This window comes from Mycobacterium sp. UNC410CL29Cvi84 (assembly GCF_000686745.1).
Lineage (GTDB): Bacteria > Actinomycetota > Actinomycetes > Mycobacteriales > Mycobacteriaceae > Mycobacterium > Mycobacterium mucogenicum_B.
This window is the reverse complement of sequence record NZ_JMLM01000006.1, coordinates 348,809-372,981: the sequence shown is the minus strand read 5'-3', so window position 1 is coordinate 372,981 and position 24,173 is coordinate 348,809. Positions and strand designations below refer to the sequence as shown.

At 68.8% G+C, this 24,173-nt stretch carries 19 protein-coding genes; 11 read left to right on the top strand and 8 right to left on the bottom strand.

The features are described 5' to 3' along the window. Nucleotides 1–3: 3 nt before the first annotated feature. Both BR47_RS33505 and BR47_RS0110110 read right to left on the bottom strand, forming a co-directional pair. Nucleotides 4–762 (bottom strand): thioesterase II family protein, encoded by a 759-nt coding sequence (locus BR47_RS33505; RefSeq protein WP_020102105.1) that lies wholly within the window; start codon nucleotides 760–762, stop codon nucleotides 4–6. Continuing rightward, nucleotides 759–4,238, bottom strand: a complete 3,480-nt coding sequence (locus tag BR47_RS0110110; protein WP_353582941.1) for a non-ribosomal peptide synthetase — start codon at nucleotides 4,236–4,238, stop codon at nucleotides 759–761. Before BR47_RS0110110 ends, BR47_RS33505 begins: the two co-directional genes overlap by 4 nt. A 105-nt stretch (nucleotides 4,239–4,343) precedes the next feature. Between BR47_RS0110110 and BR47_RS0110105 the strand changes: the two genes are divergently transcribed. The 3 genes from BR47_RS0110105 (at nucleotide 4,344) to BR47_RS0110095 (ending at nucleotide 8,171) form a co-directional block, all read left to right on the top strand. Then, nucleotides 4,344–5,993, top strand: a complete 1,650-nt coding sequence (locus BR47_RS0110105) for a (2,3-dihydroxybenzoyl)adenylate synthase (protein ID WP_051634713.1) — start codon at nucleotides 4,344–4,346, stop codon at nucleotides 5,991–5,993. Nucleotides 5,994–6,100: 107 nt separating this feature from the next. Continuing rightward, entirely contained in the window at nucleotides 6,101–6,766 is a 666-nt protein-coding gene (locus BR47_RS0110100; protein ID WP_029119427.1) for a VC0807 family protein, read from the top strand. Between the two features lie 43 nt (nucleotides 6,767–6,809). Beyond that, nucleotides 6,810–8,171 (top strand): acyltransferase family protein, encoded by a 1,362-nt coding sequence (locus BR47_RS0110095; RefSeq protein ID WP_051634729.1) that lies wholly within the window; start codon nucleotides 6,810–6,812, stop codon nucleotides 8,169–8,171. Here BR47_RS0110095 and BR47_RS30165 read toward each other — a convergent pair. Beyond that, nucleotides 8,093–8,806 carry a VldE C-terminal domain-containing protein gene (locus BR47_RS30165; protein ID WP_225433753.1) on the bottom strand — a complete coding sequence of 238 codons (714 nt, stop codon included), beginning with the start codon at nucleotides 8,804–8,806 and terminating at the stop codon, nucleotides 8,093–8,095. The two genes, BR47_RS0110095 and BR47_RS30165, sit on opposite strands and share 79 nt — an antisense overlap. A gap of 91 nt (nucleotides 8,807–8,897) precedes the next feature. On the opposite strand from BR47_RS30165, the gene BR47_RS0110085 reads away from it, so the two are divergent. Further along, a complete protein-coding gene (locus tag BR47_RS0110085) occupies nucleotides 8,898–9,386 on the top strand; it encodes a MarR family winged helix-turn-helix transcriptional regulator (RefSeq protein ID WP_029119425.1) in 489 nt (162 codons plus the stop codon). Nucleotide 9,387: 1 nt separating this feature from the next. Here the strand turns inward: BR47_RS0110085 and BR47_RS0110080 are convergent, their stop codons facing one another. The 4 genes from BR47_RS0110080 to hemW form a co-directional block, all read right to left on the bottom strand. Then, nucleotides 9,388–10,731 (bottom strand): salicylate synthase, encoded by a 1,344-nt coding sequence (locus tag BR47_RS0110080; RefSeq protein ID WP_029119424.1) that lies wholly within the window; start codon nucleotides 10,729–10,731, stop codon nucleotides 9,388–9,390. A 52-nt stretch (nucleotides 10,732–10,783) separates the two neighbouring features. Next, nucleotides 10,784–12,538, bottom strand: coding sequence for an ABC transporter ATP-binding protein (locus BR47_RS0110075; protein WP_036426991.1), 1,755 nt, complete (start codon nucleotides 12,536–12,538; stop codon nucleotides 10,784–10,786). A 2-nt stretch (nucleotides 12,539–12,540) separates the two neighbouring features. Then, the gene (locus tag BR47_RS0110070) at nucleotides 12,541–14,343 is read right to left on the bottom strand and encodes an ABC transporter ATP-binding protein (protein ID WP_036427062.1); all 1,803 of its coding nucleotides are present in this window, start codon (nucleotides 14,341–14,343) and stop codon (nucleotides 12,541–12,543) included. 95 nt (nucleotides 14,344–14,438) lie between these two features. Then, nucleotides 14,439–15,581 carry a radical SAM family heme chaperone HemW gene (gene hemW, locus BR47_RS0110065; RefSeq protein WP_029119421.1) on the bottom strand — a complete coding sequence of 381 codons (1,143 nt, stop codon included), beginning with the start codon at nucleotides 15,579–15,581 and terminating at the stop codon, nucleotides 14,439–14,441. Between the two features lie 66 nt (nucleotides 15,582–15,647). On the opposite strand from hemW, the gene BR47_RS34125 reads away from it, so the two are divergent. The 7 genes from BR47_RS34125 (at nucleotide 15,648) to epsC (ending at nucleotide 22,944) form a co-directional block, all read left to right on the top strand. Further along, nucleotides 15,648–15,800, top strand: a complete 153-nt coding sequence (locus tag BR47_RS34125) for an Ms4527A family Cys-rich leader peptide (RefSeq protein WP_353582940.1) — start codon at nucleotides 15,648–15,650, stop codon at nucleotides 15,798–15,800. A gap of 123 nt (nucleotides 15,801–15,923) precedes the next feature. Further along, entirely contained in the window at nucleotides 15,924–17,588 is a 1,665-nt protein-coding gene (locus BR47_RS0110060; RefSeq protein ID WP_029119420.1) for a nitrite/sulfite reductase, read from the top strand. A gap of 8 nt (nucleotides 17,589–17,596) precedes the next feature. Next, nucleotides 17,597–18,298, top strand: a complete 702-nt coding sequence (locus BR47_RS0110055; RefSeq protein WP_020102117.1) for a phosphoadenylyl-sulfate reductase — start codon at nucleotides 17,597–17,599, stop codon at nucleotides 18,296–18,298. Between the two features lie 7 nt (nucleotides 18,299–18,305). After that, nucleotides 18,306–19,019 (top strand): sirohydrochlorin chelatase, encoded by a 714-nt coding sequence (locus BR47_RS0110050; protein ID WP_029119419.1) that lies wholly within the window; start codon nucleotides 18,306–18,308, stop codon nucleotides 19,017–19,019. Nucleotides 19,020–19,321: 302 nt separating this feature from the next. Next, on the top strand, nucleotides 19,322–21,238 hold the full coding sequence (locus BR47_RS0110045; protein WP_036427060.1) for a potassium transporter Kup: 1,917 nt from the start codon (nucleotides 19,322–19,324) through the stop codon (nucleotides 21,236–21,238). Nucleotides 21,239–21,389: 151 nt separating this feature from the next. Continuing rightward, complete coding sequence (gene cysK, locus BR47_RS0110040; protein ID WP_029119417.1) at nucleotides 21,390–22,325, top strand: cysteine synthase A; 936 nt, start codon at nucleotides 21,390–21,392, stop codon at nucleotides 22,323–22,325. A gap of 34 nt (nucleotides 22,326–22,359) precedes the next feature. After that, the gene (epsC, locus tag BR47_RS0110035) at nucleotides 22,360–22,944 is read left to right on the top strand and encodes a serine O-acetyltransferase EpsC (RefSeq protein WP_020102121.1); all 585 of its coding nucleotides are present in this window, start codon (nucleotides 22,360–22,362) and stop codon (nucleotides 22,942–22,944) included. Nucleotides 22,945–23,099: 155 nt separating this feature from the next. Here epsC and BR47_RS0110030 read toward each other — a convergent pair whose 3' ends face one another. After that, nucleotides 23,100–24,161: a sulfate/molybdate ABC transporter ATP-binding protein gene (locus tag BR47_RS0110030; protein ID WP_029119416.1), complete on the bottom strand. Its 1,062-nt coding sequence runs from the start codon at nucleotides 24,159–24,161 to the stop codon at nucleotides 23,100–23,102. Between the last annotated feature and the right edge of the window lie 12 nt (nucleotides 24,162–24,173).

Sequence of the window (24,173 nt, the reverse complement as noted above, 5' to 3'; positions counted from 1 at the left end):
GAATCAGCGCGCACTGATCACTTCCGCGATCGCGTCCAGCTGGTCGTTGAGGTAGAAGTGGCCGCCGTCGAACTCGGCCAGGGTGAAGGCGCCCGAGGTGTGGTTCTCCCAGCGGAGCAGCATGTCCCGGTCGATGCGATGGTCGTCGCGCCCGCCGAGGGCGTGGATGTCGGCGGCGATGCGGCCACCGCCCACGTATCTGTTGAGGGCTTCGTAGTCGGCACCCACCGCCATCAGCAGCATCTCGACGAAATCCACGTCGGCGAGCAGCCGGGGGTCGGTGCCGCCGAGATCGACCATCTCGGCGAGCATTTCGCGCGGGCCGGTCGGCAGCGGCGGCGCGTCGACCACATCGCACGGCGCCTGGCCGGCCGACGCCCACAGGCTGTGCACGGTGGCGCCGCTCTGTTCTGCCACGCGCGCGAATTCGAAGGCCACCACCGCACCCATGCAGTGCCCGACGAGCCGCAGCGGACCCACGCCCGGCCAGTCGCCCGCGGCGAACAGGTCGGCGGCCAGCTGCTCGACCGTCGGATGCGCCGGATGCGCGAGCCGGTCGGCGCGGCGCGGGTACTGGACGACGTACGCGTCGATCCCCTTGCCCGACAAGGCGGTCGCCAGGTCCCGGTAGGCGACCGCGGCACCACCGGCATGCGGGAAGATCACGACCGCACCGGCGTCTCCGGAGCCCGGGTAGTGCTTGATCCAGGGCGCGAAGGTGCTTTTCGGCTCGGTCACGGAGCCGGTATGCAGGTCGGTCATGAGACCGCCGCCGGGTCCAGCGCAGTGAGCACGTCGTCGTGGTTCATCTCGGCAATCTCCAGGTAGAGCTCGGCGACCATGTCCAGCCGGCCGCTGCCGTCCTCGCGGCCGGTCAGCCGCTGAGCCAGCGCCCGCACCGTCCGGGCGGCGAAGATGTCCGGCACGCCCACGGTCGGGGTGTCCAGCCATTTCCGGATGCGCGCGACGGTGGCGGTGGCCAGGACCGAGTCACCGCCGAGCTCGAAGAAGTCGTCCTCAACACCGGCATCGACCGAGAGCAGCTCCGAGACGATCGCCACCAAGGCGCGCTCCAGCGTGGTCTCCGGCTGCGCCCGCCCGGCGCCGTCGGCCGCCTGAACCAGCGCCGCGAGCTGACCCGCTGCGGCCCGGCGGTCGGTCTTGCCACCGACGGTGAACGGAATAGCCGCAACCACCTGCAGCTGTCGCGGGATCATGTGCGGCGGTACGAGTTCGGCCACTGCTGCCGAGATGCGCTCGGCGGTCAGCTCCGCGTCGTCGACCGAGACCAGGGCCGCCAGCACGTCATGCCCGCGTTCCCCGCCGGAGACCACACCGGCCACCGCGGCACGCACACCGGGAACCCGCTGCAGCGCGGCCTCGACGTCACCGAGCTCGATGCGGTAGCCGCTGATCTTCACGCGGTGGTCGGCACGCCCGACGAACTCCAGGATCCCGTCCGGCCGGTAGCGTGCCAAATCCCCTGAGCGGTACCAGGTTCGGCCCGCATAGCGCACGAAGCGGTCGGCGGTCAGATCGGCCCGGCCGCGGTAGCCCGAGGCGATGCCGCGCCCGGTGAACCACAGTTCGCCGGCCACCCAGTCGGGGCAGTCCTGGCCCGCCTCGTTGACCACGCGGCACGCGTTGTTGGTGAACGGTACGCCGTAGGGCACCGCCGACCAGGAGTCCGGCAGCTCGCCGGCCTCGAAAATGGTTGCGTGGATCGCGGTTTCGGTGGCGCCGCCGAGGCCGGCGACGCGCACACCGGGGGCCTGCGCCTGCAGGTGCCGGACCATGGCAGTCCGGACCCAGTCGCCGCCGGTGAGCACCACCCGCACGGTGTCCAGACGCCCGGCACCGACCTCCACGAGCATCTCCAGCCAGCCCGGCAGGAAATTGAGTATCGTGACGCCGTGTTCGGCGATGAGGGCGGCCCAGCGGTCGGGGTCGCGCCGGTACGGCTCGTCGACCACGACGATGCTGCCGCCCGTGGCGAGCGTGGCGAACATGTCGAGCACCGACAGGTCGCACTCGAGGGTGGCCAGCGCGAGGCAGCGGTCGGCCGGTCCGATGCCGAAGTGCCCGTAAAGGAATTCGGCGGTGTTCATGGCCGCGTCGTGGGTGACCTCGACGCCCTTGGGCTCGCCGGTGGAGCCGGACGTGAACAGCACGTAGGCCAGCTCGTGCGGATCGGTGGCGGCCGGGACGAACGGTCCCTCGGCGCGGCGCCCGATCCGCAGCGCCTCCGTCACGGTGAGCGACGGCTTCCACGACGGCGCCAGGTCGCCACAGTAGAGCGCCATCCGGACACCGCCGGTGGCCAGGATCTTCTCAGTACGGTCGGCGGGCTGATCCACGCCGATCGGCAGGTAGACCCCACCGGCGGCCAGGATGGCCAGCAGCGCGATGATCTGTTCCGCGCCCTTGGGTCCGAGCACGGCCACGGTGTCGCCCGGCTTGATACCGGCGATCTGCAGCGCCGACGCGACGGCCGAAACCTCTTCGGCCAGTTCGGCATACGTCCACTGCCGGGCCTCGCCGATCATGGCGGTGGCGTCGGGGCGGGCTGCCGCCGAGGCGAAGAAGCCGGTGTGCAGCGCGGCGCCGCTGGGCGCCGCGGTGCGGCTGTTGGCCGCGTCGCGGACCGCGCGCTGCGCCGCCGACATGGGCTCCGGGGTGGGCGCCTCCCATGCCGTGTCGTCGCCGGCCAGCCGCTCCAGCTCGGCGATGTGCCGGGCGAACATCGCGTCGATGACGCCGTCGGGGAACGCGTCCTCGCGCACATCCCAGTTGACCAGCACGCCGCCGTTGAATTCGGTCACCTGGGCGTCCAGCATCACCTGCGGCCCTTGCGAATTGATCCACCCGGGCGTGCCGAACGTCTCGAGCACGGCAGAGCCGAACAGTTCACCGAGGCCGAGGGCACTGGTGAACACCACGGGAGCCAGCACCTGGGTGCCGCGGTGCCGGCTCAGGTCGCGTAGCACCTCGAGGCCGGAGTACTCGGAATGCGCTGCGGCGCTGCGGAATGCGTCCTGCAGGACCCCGCAACGCGCCGTCGCGGTGGCCGCATCGGTGAGGTCGACGTCGAGCAGCAGTGACGACGTGAAGTCGCCCACCAGGCGGTCGACGTCGGCGTGCCGCTGGTCGCGCCCGAACAGCGGCACGTTCAGCAGGAAGCGCTGCCCGGCCGACCAGCAGGCCAGGGCATCGGAGAAGGACGCGGCCAGGGCCATCGCGGGCGTGATACCGCGCCGGCGGGCCGCCGCATACAGCGCGTCCCGGACGTCGGGGGCCAGCCAGTGCCAGCGCCGGGTGGCGTGCCGCGGGTCGTTCTGCTCGGCGACCGGGACCAGCGGCAGACGCGGCGGGTCGGGCAGTTCCGGGAGCCGCTCGCCCCACCACTGCCGATCCGCATCGGCCCGCGGATTGGGCTCCTGCGCCGATTGCGTTGTGGCCATGCGGTATTCGCGGTACGTGTAAGCCAGCGGAGCCAGCTCGACACCGCGGTACAGGGCCGCGAGATCGGCCATTAGGGTGCGGTAACTCATGGCGTCGGCGGCCTGCATGTCCAGGTCGACGTGCAGGCGGGTCTTGCCATCCGGGAGCAGGGTCAGGCTCAGTTCGAAGACCTGGTCGGTCAACTGCTGATGCGCCTTGCGGCGTTGAGTGGCGGCCAGCTGCTCGGCGATCTGATCTGCCGGCAGGTCCCGCAGGTCGGTGACCGTCACCGGGAAGTCGCCGTCGAGCGCCTTGATGCGCTGCGTGCCGTCGGCGAGGAACTGCACGCGCAGCATGGGGTGCCGCGCCGCCAACGCCGTTGCGGCGGCAGTCAATCGTTCGACATCGACGCCGTGGCCGTCGAATTCGACATAGAGGTGCCCGGCGACGCCACCCAATTGCTGGTCGTCTTCCCGGCCGATCCACATGGCGTGCTGCATCGGAGCCAGGCCGAACGGCTGGTCGTGTTCCGAATCATCCTGCGGTGCCGAGGTTTCGGCTCGCTGCAGGCCGCCCGCCGCGGACAGCAGTTCGGACCAGGCCGCGATGGTCGGCTCGGCGGCCAGGGCGGCGAAGTCGATGTCGATGCCCTGCTTCCGCCAGCGCCCGGCGAGCGACATCATGCGGATCGAATCCAGGCCCTGGCTGATCAGGTCGGCACCCGGGTCGAGGGTGTCGGCACGGGCACCCAGCAGTTCGGCAACCTCCTCGCGGATGGCCTGCGAATTCACTGCCACGACGCCCACAAAACCCTCCCGAACACGTTAAAGACAGGCTGTCCTAATTTTGATTAGGCTACCCTATATTGCCGCTACCTCCATGCCTACCCCGAGGGATCCGCCGTGACGCGCACCACTGTCTCCACCGAGGCCGACCAGTATTTGCTGAACGGATTCGTCCCGTTCCCGCACGACCGCGCCGAGCGCTACCGCGAGGCGGGCTACTGGGTCGGTAAACCACTGGACAGCCTGTTGTCCGACGGCGCACGCCAGTGGCCGGACCGCGTCGCCGTCGTCGACCCATCGGCGTCACACACGTTTGCCAAACTCGATCAGCTGGCCTCGGAAGCGGCCGCCGGCTTCGCCGCTCTCGGCATCGAAACCGGCGACCGGGTACTGCTGCAAATGCCCAACACCGCGGACTTCGCCATCGCCCTGTTCGGACTGCTGCGCGCGGGTGCGGTGCCCGTCATGTGCCTACCCGCTCATCGCCGCGCCGAACTCGGTCATTTCGCCACGGTCAGCGGCGCTGTCGCCCTCGTCATCGCCGACCGCTTCGGCGGCTTCGACTATCGCGATATGGCGCGCGAGCTGGTTGCCGAACACCCACGCCTGCGGCACGTGGTCGTCAACGGTGACGCCGGCGAATTCACCAGCTGGACTTCCCTTTTCGGCCACGCTCCGGCAGCCGCGCCAGCCATCAACACCGCGGAACCCGCCCTGCTCCTGGTCTCCGGCGGCACCACCGGGGCGCCGAAGCTGATCCCCCGCACCCACGACGACTACTACTACAACGCCACCGCCAGCGCCGCGGTGTGCGAAATGACCGGTGACGACGTGTATCTGACGGTGCTGCCGGCTGCGCACAACTTCCCGCTGTCGTGCCCGGGGATGCTGGGTGCGATGTCCGTCGGCGCCACCACGGTCTTCACCACCGACCCCAGCCCGGAGTCCGCGTTCGCCACCATCGCCCGGCACCGCGTCACCGTCTGCGCTCTGGTGCCCGCTCTGGCCACCCTGTGGACGCTGGCCTGCGACTGGGAGCCCCAGCGCCCCACCACGTTGCGACTGCTCCAGGTCGGCGGTGCCAAGCTGTCCGCACCGGACGCGGCGGCCGCCCGCGCCGCGCTGACACCCGGCCTGCAACAGGTTTTCGGCATGGCCGAAGGGCTGATCAACTACACCCGCCCCGGCGACGACCCCGAACTGCTCGACCACACCCAGGGTGCACCGCTGTGCCCCGACGACGAAGTGCGCATCGTCGACGACGAGGGCGCCGACGTGCCGGTCGGCGGCGAGGGTGAACTGCTGGTACGCGGGCCGTACACCCTCAACGGCTATTACCGGGCGCCGTCCGACAACGAGCGGTCGTTCAGCCCCGACGGCTTCTACCGCAGCGGGGACCGCGTGCGCCGCAGGGCCGACGGCTACCTCGAGGTCACCGGACGCATCAAGGACGTCATCCACCGGGGCGGGGAGACCATCTCGGCGCTCGATCTCGAGGAACATCTGCTCACGCACCCGTCGATCCGGGCCGCGGCCGCCGTCCCGCTGCCCGACCCGTACCTCGGTGAAAAGATTTGTGCCGTGGTCGTTTTCAGCGGGCCGGCCGTCAGCCTCAGCGACCTCAACGGCTACCTCGACAGCCGCGGTGTCGCGGTCCACAGCCGGCCCGACACCCTGGTCGCACAGCCGTCGCTGCCGCTGACCGCGGTCGGCAAGGTCGACAAGAAGGCCATCACCCGGGCCATCGCGGCCGCCACATCCGCCTGACCATGAAATCCCTCGCGAGCAGACTCAAAACTGTCGAATTTCGCCAGATATCGTCAGTTTTACGTCTGCTCGCGGGATAAACCGACCCCCGCTAGGAGCCAGCTTCCATGTCCGATACCCCGAAGACCCTGCGCGAGTACATCGTCAACACGGCGATCAACACCATTCCGCCGCTGATCGCGTACTACGTGCTGCGTGTGTTCGACTTCGAGCCGTACCTCGCGTTGGTCGGGGCCATCATCACCGCGGCCGCGCAGGGCGCGCTGACCATGGTGCGCAAGCGCAAGGTCGAGCCCGCGAACGTCGTGGTGATCGTCGGCGCCGCGTGCTCGCTGATCATCGCGCTGACCACCAAGAACCCGCGCATCGTGCAGGCCCTCGAGCTCGTCCCCATGTCACTGCTGGTGTGGTCGTTCGCCATCAGCGGGCTGCTGCGCAAACCGAATTCGAAGAAGATGGCCGGCGTCATCTCCCCCGCGCTCGCCGAGCCGGCCCTGCCCGAACGCGGCTGGACCGAGCAGAGCATCCAGGACTGGCACCGGCTGCACACGCAGCTGTGCGTCGGGCTCGGGCTGCTCTGCGGCTTCTATCCCGTCTTCGCGCTGTACATGATCTTCAACTACCCGGTCGACATCTCGCAGTTCGTCATCGTCGCGACCGGACCCACACTCGTGGTGCTGTGCATCGTGTTCGCGGTGGCCCGCATTCGCCGGTTCGTCGGGCAGCATGACGGTGCCGCCGACGTCGCGGTGGTCGCCGGCGGGTCTGAGTAGTCACACTCATCCGCGCCGCCCGGCACTCGGGCATCATCAGCTCATGCCGAGATTGTTGCCCGACTTCCACGCCGTGATCGACGGCACCGCGCCCGACCGCGACCGCAGCATCGACGTGGCGCGCCTCGGTGCGCTGCTGGTCGTGATGTTCGGTCACTGCGCGTTGTTGCTTGCCACCATCACCGCCGACGGCGTCCAGATCGGCAACACCCTGGGCGCAGTACCCAGCCTGCAGCCGGCCACCTGGGTACTCCAGGTCATGCCGTTGTTCTTCTTCGCCGGAGCCGCGGCGGGTATTCACAGCTGGCGCGACGGGACACCCTGGGGCACCTGGCTTTTCACCCGGGCGCAACGCCTCTGCCGGCCGGCGCTGTGGTACCTGGGCGCCTGGACCGTCGCCCTGATCGTGGTGCGGTTCACCATGGGTGCCGAGTCGGCCGCGGCCCTGGGCAACGAGGCCGTCGCACTGCTGTGGTTCCTCGGCACCTATCTGATCGTGCTGGCGTTCGTCCCCGCCTTGGCCCGCTTGCGCTCGGCGCGGTCGGCCGCACTGGTCGTCGCGGCCCTCATGGCGGCCGCGGCGTTCGGCGACTGGGCCCGGATCAGCACGCACATGCTGGAAGCCGGCGCGGCGAATCTGATTGTGGTCTGGCTGATTCCGATGGTCATCGGCGCGGCGTACGCGCACCGGCTCACCGCACCCAAGCCGGCGTTGGTCGTGGCCGTCGGCACCCTGGCCGTCCAGGTGCTGGTTGCCAGGTACGGTCCCTACGACGTGTCACTGGTGGTCACCGGCACCGAACGGATGTCGAACGTCACCCCGCCCACACTGCTGCTTGCCCTGCAATGCGTCTGGATGTCCAGTCTGTTCATCGCCTGCGCCGGTGCGGTCCGCCGGTGGGCCGAGCGTCCCCGCATCTGGTACCTGATCGTGGTGGGCAACAGCGGGGCGATGACGTTGTACCTGTGGCACATCGCGGCCATCGCCGTCGCGACGTTCAGCCTGCATGCCGTGGGCCTGGACGCCTACGATCCGGCAGCCCCATACTTCTGGCGCAACATCGCGATCCGCGCGCTGGTCTTCGCCGTGGTGATGACGGTCATGTTCCTGTTGCTGTCCCCGCTCGAGCACAATCCGCTGCGCTGGTGGGACGCGCGCGTCCGGGCGACGGGGCGCGCGTCGACGGTGGCCGGTGTGCTGGTCTGCGCGGCCGGGGTGGCACTACTGGTGATGGCCAAGAACGGGCTGGGCACGAGCGCGGGCTGGATGTTGTTGGCGCTCTTCATCGGTGCGCTCGCCGGGGCCCGGCTCAGTGCGGGTCGAACTCAGTGCGCGCTGACGAACGTCACGGTCGGCGCCGATGAACCCTTGACCAACGTCGGCCCGGAGGCGGACAAGACGTAGGACTCGTTGCCCGTCGGGTAGCCGCCGCCGTTGGTCGAGATGTGTACGTGCGTGTAGTGATTGGCGTCGGGGCCGCCGTAGTCCGGCATCCGGTGCGCGGTGCCGTCCGGGAAGTAGATCGCCTGCCGCCAGATCACATGGTTCAGGTCGAACCGCCCGGCGTTGGCCAGCACGTACCGCAGGATGCGGTCCCCGAGCGCCTTGCCGGCCGACGACCCGTAGTCAGGCACCATCACGTCCAGCGCCAGGCCTTCGGGATGCCAGCGCAGCGAGTCCGGGCGGACGCCGGTCATGGTGTGGATCTCCGGGAACGTGGCACTGACGGCCCGTTCGGCGAGAATGGTGTCGACCTGCAGGCCGCGCTCGGCGGCGACGCCCACCGGCAAAGCGATGGTGCGCACCATGGCGCGAGAACTCTCGGCGGCCTCGGCGACGATCAGCGACCCCGGATGCGAAGCGGCCCGCTCGGCCAGGACGACCTGCGCGCAGCAGACATCCACGTCACTGGCGGTCGTGACCGCCTGCGTCGCGGTGCCCGCGGTGACGAACGCCGCGGCCGGCATGACGAGCGCCGCCAGAGCCACCGACCAGCGGCGCCGTGCGCGCGTCGCAGTAGCTAACCCGGGCTTGTCCACCGGTGCACCATACCCCGCAGGTCACCGTTTGGTAACGGCTTCAAAATTAGCGAGCTGGTAAATTACCTCTAATCAACGAGGAGGAACCGCGGTGTCCATCCAACCGAGAACCGTCGCCGAGCCGTCGGTCGACGCGATCACCGACGCTCTCGTGACGGCATCGCGCCTGCTCCTGGACATCACGGCCCGCGCGGTCGCCGTCGTCGACGACACGTTGACGGTCCCCCAGCTTCGGGTTCTGGCGATCCTGGCGGCACACGGCGCAACCAATCTGACGACCCTCGCCGCTCAACTCGACGTACAGCCCTCGACCATCGGCCGGATGAGCGAGCGCCTGGTCACCGCCGGTCTGATCGAACGCCACCAGAACCCGGCTTCCCGCCGCGAAATCGCCGTGGAACTGACCCGCCGGGGACGCGCCATCGTGGACACCGTGAGCGCACGCCGCCGTGCCGAGATCGCCCGGATCGTCGAGGCCATGGCGCCGCGTGAGCGCATGGGGATGGTCCGCGCGCTGCACGCGTTCAGCGAAGCCGGTGGCGAACCACCCGCCGAAGTCCCGCCCGGCCTCGACTTCTGACTCAGGCGCGCGGCACCAGATACGGCGCGAGCGTCGTCAGCTTCTCGCAGGTCTCCTCGAACTCGCGGTCCGGAGTCGACTCGGCGATGATGCCGGCGCCGGCGCGCAACCAGGTCCGGCCGTCGGCCTCGTAGGCCGAGCGCAGCGTCAGCGCCGCGTCCATGCCGCCGTCGGCGCTGAACATCACGACCGCGCCGGAATAGAGGCCGCGTGGCGACTCGTCGAGTCGCATGATGGCGTCGACGCTCTCGGCCTTCGGGATGCCGGAGGCGGTCACCGCCGGGAAGAGTGCCTCCAGCGCATGCATGCGGTTCATCTGGTCCGACAGCTCGCCGGACACCGTCGAGCCCAGGTGCTGCACGCTGCCGCGCTCACGCACCGTCATGAAGTTGCTGACGACCGTGGTGCCCGGCTTGGCCACCTCGGCGATCTCCTCCTGCGAGCTGCGGACCGAAATCGCATGCTCGACAATCTCTTTCGAGTTCGATTCCAGGTCGGCGCGGGCAGCCCGATCGTGATCCGCGCCGCGGCCGAAGGCGCGGGTGCCGGCCAGCGGCTCGGTGATCACGGTGCCGTCGGCACGCACCGCGGCGACGAGCTCCGGGCTGAAGCCCAGCGCGCGAATCCCGCCCAGCCGCAACAGGAATGACCGCACCGGGGTGTTGTTCGCCCGGCCCACCCGGTACGTGGCCGGGAAGTCGACCGCGAACGGCACCTCGAACCGGCGCGACAGGATCACCTTCTGGTAGTCGCCCGCCACGATCTCGGCGACGGCGGCGGCTACCCGCGACGGGTAGTCACTGCCGTCCACGCTCACATCGACGGCGCGGGTGTCACCGGCCGCCGGGATACCCGACTGCAGCAGACGATTCAGCGTCTCGGCCACGATGTCCGCGTCGCCCGACACGCACACCTCGCCGTCGGTGACGACCACCTGCGTCTGTGCGCCGAAGACCCGCGCCAGCGGGGTCCCCGCCGGCAGGCGCTGCTGCAGCCCGTAGCGGTAAGCGCCGAATTCGAAAGCGACCCAACCGAAGAGCCGGTCCGTCTCCAGGAGCAGGCGGTCGACGGCGTCGCCGAGCACCTCGCCGGGCCGGCCGCTCCACGCCTGGCGGGCGACTGCGCCGCCGGCGTCGATGATCCGCAGTTCGTCGCTGTCGAATTCGATGGCGGTGCGCACTCCGATGGCCAGCACCCACTCGCCCGAGTGCTCGTAGCCGACATAGTCGGCGCCGGAGCGCTCCGGAAGTTCGGCTGCGAGTTGCGCGATCAGATCGGCCGGGACGACGTCGGCGGGCAAAGCAATGCGCGTCACCGACGCCGCGTCTATAGCTTCAGCAGTCACGAAAGTTAATTTAGCCTAACCTCACCCAAAAAACACTGCCCGCCCCTGTGATTCAGGACCCAGCGCCGGCTTTCGCCTCCCGCGTCGCGACGGTCCACCCACTGACCGACGTCCGCTGCGCCCAGAAGTCGGCGTAGCGGCCACCGCGCGCCATCAGCTGGTCATGGGTGCCGCTGTCGTCCACCGTGCCACGGTCGGACAGCACGACGATGTTGTCGGCGGCGGTGACCGTCGACAGCTTGTGCGCGATCACGATGACGGTGCTGCGGTCCGCCAGTTCGCGGATGGACGCCGCGACGTGGCGTTCGTTCTCGGGGTCCAGTGCGCTGGTGGCCTCGTCGAACAGCACCACCGGAGCGTTTTTCAGCAATGCGCGCGCGATCGAGACGCGCTGGCGTTCACCGCCGGACAGCGCCGAACCGCCCTCACCGACCCGCGTCTGCCAACCGGCAGGCAGCCGGTCCACGACGGACTGCAGGCCGGCGGTGCGGGCGGCTTCCCGGATGTCGTCATCGGACGCGGCCGGCGCACCGATCCGCACGTTCTCCCACAGGGTTTCGTCGAACAGGTACACGTCCTGGAACACCAGGGACAGCTGGGCCATCAGCTCCGCGGTGCTCTGGTCCCGGACATCGACGCCACCGACGCGGACCACACCGGCGTCGACGTCGTAGAAGCGCGCGAGCAGGCGGGTGATGGTGGTCTTGCCCGAGCCCGAGGGGCCGACCAGCGCCGTCATGGTGCCCGGCGCCGCGACGAAGCTGACGTCCTCGAGCACGCGACGCCCCGGATAACTGAAGGCGACGCCGTCCAGTTCAACCTGCCCGGGCGTCGAGACCGATTGCGGTGCAGCCGGTTCCGGGAGCGCCGGAGTGTCGAGCACCGACGTGATCCGATCCAGTTCCGCGCCGGCCATCCGCATCGCGGAGCCATACTCGGCCAGTTCCGACAGCGGCGAGGTGAACCGCGCTGCCAGACCGAGGATGGCCACCAGCGTCACCGGGTTGATCTCGCCGCCGACGGCCAGCCAGACGCCCACCGTGATGAGTCCGCCCAGCACCGCCTGCACGCCGACACCGCTCAGGATCATGCCCGCCACCGAGGCCCACAACGCCCGCTTGCCGACCTGCTCCTGCTCGGCCAGCGCGCCGGTCAGCGGATCGAATTCGGTCCCGGTCCGGCCGAACGCGCGCAGCACCGGCTGGCAGCGCGCGAATTCGATGACCCGGGAGTTCACCTCGATCTCGGCGGCGTGCGTGCGCGCCTCGGCCGACGCGATCAACGCGGCGGACGCCCGGGTCGCCAGGATCAGGACCACCCCACCGGCCAATGCGGCGACGCCGATCCGCCAGTCGAAGACGAACAGGCCGACCACGACGGTCAGCGCACTGGTGGTGTTGACCACCAACGGCGTCACCAGGTGCGCGCTGCTCGTACCGACGAAAGTCGTGCCCTTGACCGCGATCTGGGATACCTGGCCGACCCGCTCCCGGGTGAACCAGCCCAACGGCAGCGTGACCATGTGGTCGCCGAGCCGGTGGTGCAGCAGCCGCATGGTGGTCAGGGCCATCCGCATCGACTGCGCGGCCTGCACATAGTGCGCGACGGCGCTGAGCAGCACCACCGCCGCCAGCACGACGAGCCAGCGGACCGCCGCACCGAAGTCACCGTCGAACAATGCCAGCGAGATCGGCACCAGCAGCGTCATCGAAAGACCGTGCAGCAGGCCGTAACCGACGGCCCAGGCCAGGAAGCTGTACATCCGCCCGCGCTCCGGGCCGAGGATTCGCAGGAACCCGTTGATCATCGTCATCGCACCGCCTCCAGTTCACCGGTGGCCGTGTAGGTCTGCCACATGCGCGCGAAAACACCTTCCCGGGAGAGCAATTCGTCGTGGCGCCCCTGTTCGACGATGCGCCCGTCCCGCAGGACGACGATGTTGTCGGCGCCGACGATCGACCCCAAGCGGTGGGCGATCACCAGCACGGTGCGGCCCTCGATCAGGGTCGACAGCGCGGCCTGGATCTGTGCCTCGGAGTCGGGGTCGGCGAATGCCGTGGCCTCGTCGAGCACGAGGATCGGGGTGTCGGCGAGCAGCGCGCGGGCGATGCTGATGCGCTGCGCCTCGCCGCCGGAGAAGTGCGCGTCCTCCCCGACCACCGAGTCATACCCCTTGGGCAGGGCCAGGATCCGGTCGTGGATGTGTGCGGCGCGCGCGGCGGCGTGCACCGCGTCGTCGTCGGCATCGGCACGGCCCAGGCGGATGTTGTCGCCCACACTCATGCCCAGCAGCTGCACGTCCTGCAGGACGAAACCGACGTGCCGGTACAGCACCGCGGGGTCGATCTGGCGGACGTCCACGCCCCCGATACGCACCTCGCCGGCGGTGACGTCGTGGAAGCGCGGCACGAGCGTCGCGAGCGTCGACTTGCCGCTGCCGGACGGGCCGACCAACGCGGTGATGCTGCCGGCGGGCAGGTCGAGCGAAATGTCGTGCAGCACCGTGTTGGTGCCGTCGTACGAGAATTCGACGCCCGAGAAGCTGACCGAATTACCCTGCGGCACTTGCGGGTTCTCGGCGACCGGCAATGCGGGGGCGGACAACAACGCCGTCAGCCGGCCGGCAGCGGCGACCGCCTGGCGGCTCGCGGCGGCGGAGTACCCGACGGCCAGCACCGCGGTGGGGATGGTGACGGCGACGAGCGTCGACCCCAGCACCTCGATGGGCGTCACCCAGCCGCTGCGGATGAACCACAGCCCGCCGGCGAGGTTCACCAGCAGCACCACCGGCGCCTCGACGAACACCGACGACACCGCGCGCAGCCGCACCATGGGCCCGACGAATCCGGCGAAGCCGTCGTTGAATTCATCGGCGGCGTCGGCAAATCGCTTGTGCGCCTTGCCGGTTTCCCCGAACGTCTTGACGACCGAGACCCCGGCGATGAACTCGACGATGGTCGCGCTGATCTGCGCGATGCCCTCGTTCATCTGCGCCATGCGAGCCATTGCACCGCGCATCAGGACGCTGTAGACGACGAGGTAGATCGGAATGGTGCCGATGGCCAGCAGCCCCAGCCGCCAGTCCAGGTACCAGCAGTACGCCAGGCCGAACGCCGGCGTGGCCAGCGCGCCGGTCTTCTCGACCGCGGCGTGCGCCACCAGGTGGTGCAGTTCGCCGACATCATGCTGGACGGCCTTGCGCACCTCGCCGGAGGACGTCGCGCCGAACCAGCCCAGCGGCAGCCGTCCGAGCGTGGTCACCAACCGGCGGCGCAGCTCGCCCTGTAGCTGGACGTCGGCGTGGTGGGTGAGCGTCAGCGCCAGGCCGCCGGCCAGGGTGCGCAGGCCGAGGCCGCCGCCGATGAAGACCGCGACGATCGTCCACACCCGGGCTGCCTCGATCGAACCGCCGGCCAGCAGATACCGGCCCAGCTCGACGATGCCGATGAACGGCACCACGGTCGCTGCTGCCGCGATCAGCTGCAGCAACTGGGCCAGCGCGGTGCGGCCGCGTACCGGCGCCAGCAGCTCCTTGAGCGCCGCGCGGTCCTGCGCTGCCGCGAGCTTCGCCGCTTTGAGCTGCGCACGCGGCGACGGTTCTGCGTCGGTCATCGGAATACCCACTCCACCCGTAGACTAAGGTTTGCCTAACCATAGCGACTGGTTGTGGGATGCGAGGACCCGCCCGCTGGGTTCAGCCCGGTGATTCAGTCCAGGACGGTGCGCACCACGGCGTCGGCCAGCAGCCGGCCGGACTCGGTCAGCACCAGACGTTCGTCGGTGACCGCCACGAGACCGTCGGCCACCGCACCCTCGGCGCGGTCCCGTTCGGCCGCGGTGAGCACGGCGACCGGCAAACCACTGCGCAGCCGCAACCGCAACATGACGTCCTCGACGTGCCGGGTGGCGTCGTCCAACTCCTCGAAGTCCGCGACCGGCAACCTGCCCGCGGCCAGCGCCTCGGCATAAGCGTTGGGGTGCTTGACATTCCACCAACGCCGGGCCCCGACGAAACCGTGCGCACCCGGCCCGGCGCCCCACCACTGGCCGCCGTCCCAGTAGCCGAGGTTGTGCCGGCACTCACCGCCCGGACGGCTCCAGTTCGACACTTCGTACCAGTCCAGTCCGGCCCGGCTCAGGTGTGTGTCCAGCAGCTCGTAGCGGGTCGCGAGCACGTCGTCGTCGGGTGCCGGGATCTCGCCGCGCCGGACCTTGCGGGCCAGCGCGGTGCCGTCCTCGACGATCAGCGCGTACGCCGAGACGTGGTCGACACCGGCTTCGATCGCCGCATCCGCGGACCGGCGCAGATCGTCGTCGGACTCCCCCGGCGTCCCGTAGATGAGGTCCAGGTTGACGTGCGCGAACCCGGCCGCCAGCGCCTCCCGCGCCGCCGCCGGGGCGCGGCCTGCCGAGTGGGTGCGATCGAGTGCCGCCAGCACGTGCGGCGCCGTCGACTGCATGCCCAGGGAAACCCGCGTGTAGCCGGCATCCAGCAATGCGGCGAAGAACTCAGGCGACGTCGACTCCGGATTGGACTCGGTGGTCACCTCGGCGCCGGGGCTGAGCCGGAAATTGTCCCGCACCGCGTCGAGCACGGCCCGCAGCCCCGAACCACCCAGCAGCGACGGCGTACCGCCGCCGACGAACACCGTGTCGACCGGCAACTCCACCTGGGCACCGGCCATCGCGAGCTCGGTGCGCAGCGCCGTCAGCCAGCCCTCGGGACTGGCTCCGCCCAGCTCACTGGCGGTGTAGGTGTTGAAGTCGCAGTAGCCGCAGCGGGTCGCACAGAACGGCACGTGGATGTAGATGCCGAACGGCCCGGTAGCGCTGATGTGGGCGTCGGTCATGGCAACCAGTGTCCCATCGCGCGATCAGGGGGCAATGTGCGTGGCCGGGGCACCATTTTGCTCGCGATGATTTCGAACCTGGCCCGGTTAGGCCGAATGTCCTGTTCGTGGCAGAATGGCCGGGTGTCCGCCAGCCTCAACCGCGCCCTCGGTTCCGCATTGGTAATGCGGCGGCATGTCGACTTCAAGCGCGTATGCAGCTGTTGCTGTCTGCCTTGATGCTGCCTTGATGCCCTAGTTCTGACCACCAGAATCTTTCAGCCGGCACAGGATCGGCAGTGCCGGACAGCCCCCGGCGTACGCGTGATCCAACGCCTGCTCTTGCGCGAAGGAAACCACCCCGTGACAACAGCAAAACCCGCCAAGACCCGCGACGAAGGCCAGTGGGCGCTGGGCAATCGTGAACCGCTGAACCCCAACGAGGTGTTCAAGCAGGAGGACGACGCCCTCAACGTGCGGCAGCGCATCATCGACGTCCACTCCAAGCAGGGCTTCGAGTCGATCAGCAAGGACGATCTCCGCGGGCGGTACCGCTGGATGGGTCTGTACACCCAGCGCGAGCAGGGCTACGACGGCACCTACACCGGCGACGACAACGCCGACATGCTCGAGGCCCCCTACTTCATGATGCGGGTGCGCTGCGACGGCGGCGCGCTGACCAGCGCGGCACTGCGGACCATCGGCGAAATCTCCGTCGAGTTCGCGCGCGACAGCGCCGACATCACCGACCGCGAGAACATCCAGTACCACTGGATCCGCGTCGAGGACGTGCCGGAGATCTGGCGCCGCCTCGAATCGGTCGGCCTGCAGACGACCGAGGCGTGCGGCGACTGCCCGCGCGTCGTGCTCGGTGGCCCGCTGTCCGGTGAGGCCCTCAACGAGGTGCTCGACCCGAGCTGGGCCGTCGACGAGATCGTCAGCCGCTACGTCGGCAACCCGGAGTTCTCCAACCTGCCGCGTAAGTACAAGACCGCCATCTCGGGTCTGCAGGACGTCGCGCACGAGATCAACGACATCGCCTTCATCGGCGTCAACCACCCAGAGCACGGCCCCGGCCTGGACGTCTGGGTCGGCGGCGGCCTGTCCACCAACCCGATGCTGGCGCAGCGCCTGGGCGCCTGGGTGCCGCTCGCCGAGGTGCCCGACGTCTGGGAGGGCATCACCAAGGTCTTCCGTGACTACGGCTACCGCCGCCTGCGTTCCAAGGCCCGTCTGAAGTTCTTGATCAAGGACTGGGGTGTCGAGAAGTTCCGCGACGTTCTCGAGACCGAATACCTCGGCCGCAAGCTCATCGACGGCCCGGCGCCGGAGCAGGTGCCGCACACCATCGACCACGTCGGCGTGCAGAAGCTGAAGAACGGCCTGAACGCCGTCGGCGTCGCGGCCATCGCCGGCCGCTCGTCGGGCACCATCCTGACCAAGGTCGCCGACCTGGCCGAGGCCGCCGGCTCCGACCGGATCCGCCTGACCCCGTACCAGAAGCTGATCATCCTCGACGTGCCCGACGACAAGGTCGAGGAACTGATCGCCGGCCTGGATGCGCTGGGCCTGCAGACCCGCCCGTCGCACTGGCGCAAGAACCTGATGGCCTGCACCGGTATCGAGTACTGCAAGCTGTCGTTCGCCGAGACCCGGGTGCGGGCACAGTCGCTGGTTCCGGAGCTCGAGCAGCGGCTCGCCGACCTGAATTCGCAGCTCGACGTGCCGGTCACCATCAACCTCAACGGCTGCCCCAACTCGTGCGCCCGTATCCAGATCGCCGACATCGGCTTCAAGGGCCAGATGATCGACGACGGCAACGGTCCCGAGGAGGGCTTCCAGGTGCACCTGGGCGGCAGCCTGGGCCTGGACAGCGGATTCGGGCGCAAGCTGCGTCAGCACAAGGTGCTGGCCACCGAGCTCGGCGACTACATCGATCGTGTCGTGCGCAACTTCGTGAAACAACGTGAGGCCGGAGAGCGTTTTGCCCAGTGGGCCGTTCGGGCCGACGAAGCTGACTTGAGGTGACCGCTGATATGACGGACGTTTCGGAAACTGACCTACGGGAACTGGCAGCGCGCGGCGCTGCCGAACTGGCCGACGCCACTGCTGAGGAACTGCTGCGCTGGGTCGAGGAGAATTTCTCGGGCCAGTACGTCGTGGCCTCCAACATGCAGGACGCCGTCCTGGTCGAGATGGCGGCCAAGGTGCATCCCGGCGTCGACGTGCTGTTCCTGGACACCGGCTACCACTTCGCCGAGACCATCGGTACCCGCGACGCCGTCGAGGCCGTCTACGGCGTGAACATCGTCAATGTGACGCCCGAGCAGACCGTCGCCCAGCAGGACGAACTGGTCGGCAAGGACCTGTTCGCCAGCGATGCCGCCCGGTGCTGCAACCTGCGTAAGGTGCAGCCGCTGTCCAAGGCGCTCAAGGGCTACTCGGCGTGGGTGACGGGCATCCGCCGCGTCGAGGCGCCGACGCGCGCCAACGCCCCGCTGATCAGTTTCGACGAGGCGTTCGGCCTGGTGAAGGTCAACCCGATCGCCGCGTGGAGCGATGACGACATGCAGGCGTACATCGAAGCCAACGGCATTCTGGTGAATCCGCTTGTGGACGAAGGCTATCCGTCCATCGGCTGCGCACCGTGCACCCAGAAGCCGGCCGAGGGCGCTGACCCCCGCAGCGGTCGCTGGGCCGGTCTGGCCAAGACCGAGTGCGGTCTGCACGCGTCCTGAGATTCCTGTGCAACTGATCCTCACCGCGCACGGCAGTGCCGATCCGCGGTCTGCGGCGAACGCCCGCGAGGTGGCCCGTATCGTCGCGGCACTGCGTCATGATGTCGACGTCAAAGTGGCGTTCTGCGAACAGAATTCGCCGAATCTGCGAGACGTGCTGGTCGACTCCCCTGCCGACGGCGTCGTGGTGCCGCTACTGCTGGCCGACGCCTACCACGCGCGTGTCGACATCCCCGCGATGATCGCCGACGCCAATCCGGCGGTGCGGCAGGCCATCAAACTGGCGCCAGTGCTCGGCGAGGACGACCGGCTGATCCACGTGCTGAGCCAGCGGCTCGCCCACTCCGGGGTGTCCCGGCTGGACGCCGGCATCGGCGTCCTGGTGACGGCCGTCGGGTCGTCGTCGGCTGCCGCCAACGCACGCACCGGCACCGTGGCCACGGGACTGGTCGCGGGCACCCACTGGCAGGCCACGACGGCATTCGCCACCGGCCCGCACGCCAACCTGGCCGAAGCCGCCGAGCTGCTGCGGGATCAGGGTGCGACACGTCTGGTCATCGCGCCCTGGTTCCTGGCCCACGGCACGATCACCGACCGGGTCGCCGAATTCGCTGCCGCACACGGAGTTCCGATGGCCCAGCCGCTGGGCGCCCACCGGCTCGTCGCCGAGACCGTGCTGGATCGTTTCGACGAGGTCGCCGCCGTACCGCGCGCCGCGTAACCCGAATCCGTCCGAATCCCGGCAAGACCGCGGCCCGCACCGTATGGATTGCGTATAGATCGTGGCACCGCGCCGACAGCGCCGGTTGACTCGGCCTCATGCGAATTTTCGGGACCACCGATGTCTGAGCTGCTGCAATTGCTGTCCATGATGGCGTTGCCGGCGTCGGTTCTGCTGGTGTGCCGACGTGTCAACCGGCGCAACCCGCCGTCGGGCGCGGTTCGAACCTGATCACACTCCACGGCTACGTCGCCTACGATCCGGACGGTCGGCCAACGATCCGGACGAAGGAGACACCGCGCGTGGGCACACACCCCGACACCGGTCGGAAGGGGCTGGGAGCGGGCCTGGCCATCAGTGCACTGGGCGTCGTCTTCGGCGACATCGGCACCAGCCCGATCTACACCATGCAGACGCTGTTCAATCCCGATGACCCGCATCCGGTGCCGATCAGCCACGACAACATCTATGGCGTCGTCTCCCTGGTGTTCTGGTCGGTGATGCTGATCGTCACCATCACGTACGTCAGCCTGGTCATGCGGGCCGACAACGACGGCGAGGGCGGCGTCATGGCGCTGATCACCCTGGTGAAGCAGTCGTCGGACAAGCTCGGCAGGCGCACCGCGGCCTTCCTCGCCGCGCTCGGAATCCTCGGTGCTGCGCTGTTTTTCGGTGACTCGATGATCACCCCGGCCATCTCGGTGCTGTCGGCCGTCGAAGGCTCCAAAACCGTCGACCCAGGCCTCGCGGACTGGGTCGTGCCGATCACCGCGGTGATCATCATCGCGTTGTTCAGCGTGCAGCACCGCGGCACCGCCGTCGTCGGCAAGTTCTTCGGTCCGGTGATGGTCGCGTGGTTCACGGTGATCGGCGCATGCGGGGTCGGCGGAATCATCAGAGAGCCCGAGATCCTGCGCGCCCTGAATCCGCTGTACGCGCTGGGATTCATGGCCGGCCATTTCCACATCGCGTTCTTCGCGCTGGCCGCCGTGGTGCTGTCCGTGACCGGCGCCGAGGCGCTGTACGCCGACATGGGCCATTTCGGCCGCAAGCCGATCACGTTCGCCTGGCTGCTGCTGGTGTTCCCGGCGTGCATGCTGAGCTACTTCGGGCAGGGCGCGCTGCTGCTGCAGAACCCCTCCGTCCACGACGCCCCGTTCTTCCTGCTGACGCCCGAGTGGGGCCGGCTACCGATGGTCCTGCTCGCGACGGCGGCCACGGTGATCGCGTCGCAGGCGGTGATCACCGGAGCGTTCTCCGTGGCGGCCCAGGCCGCGCACCTCGGGTACCTGCCCCGGCTGCGGATCCTGCACACGTCAGCGTCCACGATGGGCCAGATCTACGTGCCCTGGATCAACAGCATGCTGCTGATCGCGGTGCTGACCCTGGTCTTCGCCTTCCGCAGCTCCGCCGCGCTGGGCTACGCCTATGGCATGGCGGTGACCGGGACCATCACCATCACGACCCTGCTGTTCCTCAACATCGCACGCGCCAGGTGGAACTGGCCGCTGTGGTCCGTGGTCGCGATCGGGGCCCCGCTGCTCACCGTCGACGTGTTGTTCCTCGCCGCCAATCTCACCAAGCTCGTGCACGGCGCCTGGCTGCCGTTGCTGATCGGATTGATCGCGTTCACCGTGATGACGACGTGGCAGGACGGCCGCGCCGTGGTCACCCGGGCGCGCGACGCCGTCGAAGGCCCACTGCGCCAGTTCGTGGAATCGATCGTCACCAGCGAGCCCCCGCTGACCCGCGTACCGGGCACCGCGGTGTTCCTCAACCGCGGCATCGAGACCGCGCCGCTGGCGATGCGCGCCAATGTGAAATACAACCGGATGCTGCACGAGCACGTCGTGGTGCTGTCCCTGGAGACGGCGACGGTGCCGAGGATCGCCGACGGCGCCCGGTTGGCGGTCGACGATCTGGGCCACCGCGACGACGGCATCATCCACGTCACCGCCACCTACGGATACATGGACCGGCCCGACGTACCGGCAGCCTTGGCGCTGCTCGACTCGGCCCAGACCGAAGGGCCGCTGGATCTCGCCGGTGCCACGTATTTCCTGTCGAAGGTCGATCTGGTGATGGCCAAAGAGCCGTCGATGGCCCCTTGGCGGACAAAGCTTTTCATCGGCACGTCCTACATCACGTCCGACGCCGCGGCCTACTTCCGGCTGCCCCTCGACCGCACGGTGATCCTGGGCTCGCGCATCGAGGTCTGAAATACCCACCCAGGGCTCGCGCGTTGTCGCAAACAGATAGATTTTGTGATGAATGAAACCCTTGACGGGACACCCGCCATTCAGCAGATTCGGCAGGTGCCTGCGCGGGCACCACAATTTCACCAAAGCTAGCGCCGACGAGAGGTCACCGATGGGCAAGATCTACGCCAATGTCACCGAATTGGTCGGGCGCACGCCGCTGGTCCGGCTCAACCGGTTGACCGACGGTGCCGGCGCGCAGGTCGTCGCGAAGCTGGAGTTCTACAACCCGGCGAACAGCGTCAAGGACCGTATCGGTGTGGCGATCGTCGACGCCGCGGAGCAGTCCGGTGAACTCAAGCCTGGTGGCACCATCGTGGAGGCCACGAGCGGCAACACCGGCATCGCGCTGGCCCTCGTCGGCGCGGCACGCGGCTACCGGGTCATCCTGACCATGCCGGAGACCATGTCGCTCGAACGACGTGTGATGCTGCGCGCATACGGCGCCGAGATCGTCCTGACCCCGGGTGCCGAGGGCATGGCCGGCGCCGTCGCCAAGGCCAAGCAGATTCTCGCCGAGACCCCGAACTCCGTCGCCGCCGATCAGTTCGCCAACCCGGCCAACCCCGCCATCCACGAGAAGACCACGGCCGAGGAGGTCTGGGCCGACACCGACGGCGCGGTCGACATCTTCGTCGCCGGAATCGGCACCGGCGGCACCCTCACCGGCGTCGGGCACGTCCTCAAGTCCCGTAAGCCCGACGTGAAGATCGTCGGCGTCGAGCCGGTGGACTCCCCCATCCTCACCGGCGGCCAGGCCGGACCACACAAGATTCAGGGCATCGGCGCGAACTTCATCCCCGAGGTGCTGGACCGCGCCGTGTACGACGAGATCATCGACGTCTCCTTCCCGGACGCCATCGAGGTGGCGCGGCAGCTGGGCACGCAGGAGGGCATCCTCGGCGGCATCTCGGCGGGTGCCAACGTCTGGGCGGCCCTGCAGCTCGCCAAGCGCCCCGAGAACGACGGCAAGCTCATCGTGGTGGTCATCCCCGACTTCGGCGAGCGGTACGTCTCCACGGCGCTGTACGAGCACATCCGGGACTGACCCGGGCGAGCGAAGCGACAGGAATTAGATAGGGATGACGCTGCTCTCCACCCTCCGTGAGGACCTGGACAACGCACGCAGCCATGATCCGGCGGGACGTGGCGACTTCGAGAACGCACTCGTGTACTCCGGCCTGCACGCCATCTGGTCGCACCGGCTGGCCCATCGGCTGTGGGCCCGGCCGGCCGGGCGCGGGCCGGCGCGGGTGCTGGCTCAGGTGACGCGGTTCTTCACCGGCATCGAGATTCATCCGGGCGCGACCATCGGGCGGCGGTTCTTCATCGACCACGGCATGGGCGTCGTGATCGGCGAGACCACCGAGATCGGCGACGACGTCATGGTCTACCACGGCGTGACGCTGGGTGGCCGCAGCCTCAACAAGGGCAAGCGTCACCCGACCATCGGCAACCGGGTGACGGTCGGCGCGGGCGCCAAGGTGCTCGGCCCCATCCTCGTCGGCGACGACTCGGCCATCGGCGCGAATGCCGTTGTGACACACGATGTTCCGGCGGACTCCATCGCCACTGGCATTCCGGCGATCGTGCGCCCGCGCACCGAGAAACAGCGCGAGCCCGCCGTCGACCCGACGACCTACATCGACCCCGCGATGTACATCTGACGTACGCCTGACATACGGCACGAGTGGCGTTGACCCTGAAACCAGGGTCAACGCCACTCGCACTTCTACGCCCTGGTTACCGCCCCAACGCAAAACACCGCGGCCGGGCAACCAGATCGTCTGGTCGCCCGGCCGCGGTGCGAACGGGATGCGATTCAGGCCCGGGCGAGGACCGCCTCGGCTTCTTGCGTCTGCCCCGCGATCGGCGGGATGCGGGTGGCCCGGACGTACACGGTGTCGCCCTCCAGGAGCTGCAGCGCTTCGGCGTCACCGCGCGTGATCTGGGCGGTGAACGGCGTGTGGTCTGCCGCGGTCGTCAGCTCGACACGAACCTCGAAGCCGAGGACGACGACGCGGTCGACCTTGGCCCGCAGCACGCCGGTGGCGGCGACATCGTCGTCGGCCTGGGAAATGGCCATGTCGGGGTTGCGGCCCACGCGAATGTCGTGGGGGCGCACCAGCGTGCCGTTGATGGTCGAGACGGCGCCGAGGAACGACATCACGAACGGGTTGGCCGGGCTGTCGTAAACCTCGGTCGGCGACCCGACCTGCTCGATGCGACCCTTGTTCAGCACCGCGATCCGGTCGGCGACGTCGAGCGCCTCGGCCTGGTCGTGGGTGACGAGCACGGTGGTCACGTGCACCTCGTCGTGCAGGCGGCGCAGCCACGTGCGCAGGTCGTCACGCACCTTGGCGTCGAGGGCGCCGAACGGCTCGTCGAGCAGGAGCACCTGGGGATCGACCGCGAGGGCGCGAGCGAGTGCCATGCGCTGACGCTGGCCGCCGGAGAGCTGGCTGGGGTAGCGCGTCTGGAAACCGGCGAGGCCCACGACCTCGAGCAGGCTGTCGACCTTTTCCTGGATCTCGGCCTTGGGCTTCTTACGGATTTTCAGGCCGAACGCGACGTTCTCGCGCACGGTGAGGTGCTTGAACGCCGCGTAGTGCTGGAAGACGAACCCGATGCCGCGCCGCTGTGGCGGCACCCCGGTGACGTCGTTGCCCTTGATGGTGATGGTGCCGGTGTCCGGGGTGTCGAGGCCGGCGATGGCCCGCAACAGCGTGGACTTGCCCGACCCGCTGGGGCCCAGCAGTGCGGTCAGCGAGCCCTCGGGCACGTCGAAGTCGATGTTGTCGAGGGCCGCGAAGTCGCCGTAGTGCTTGTTGGCACCGCGCACCGTGATGGCGGGAGGGCTGCCCTGCTTCTGCTCGTCACTCATGATCGGTTTCTT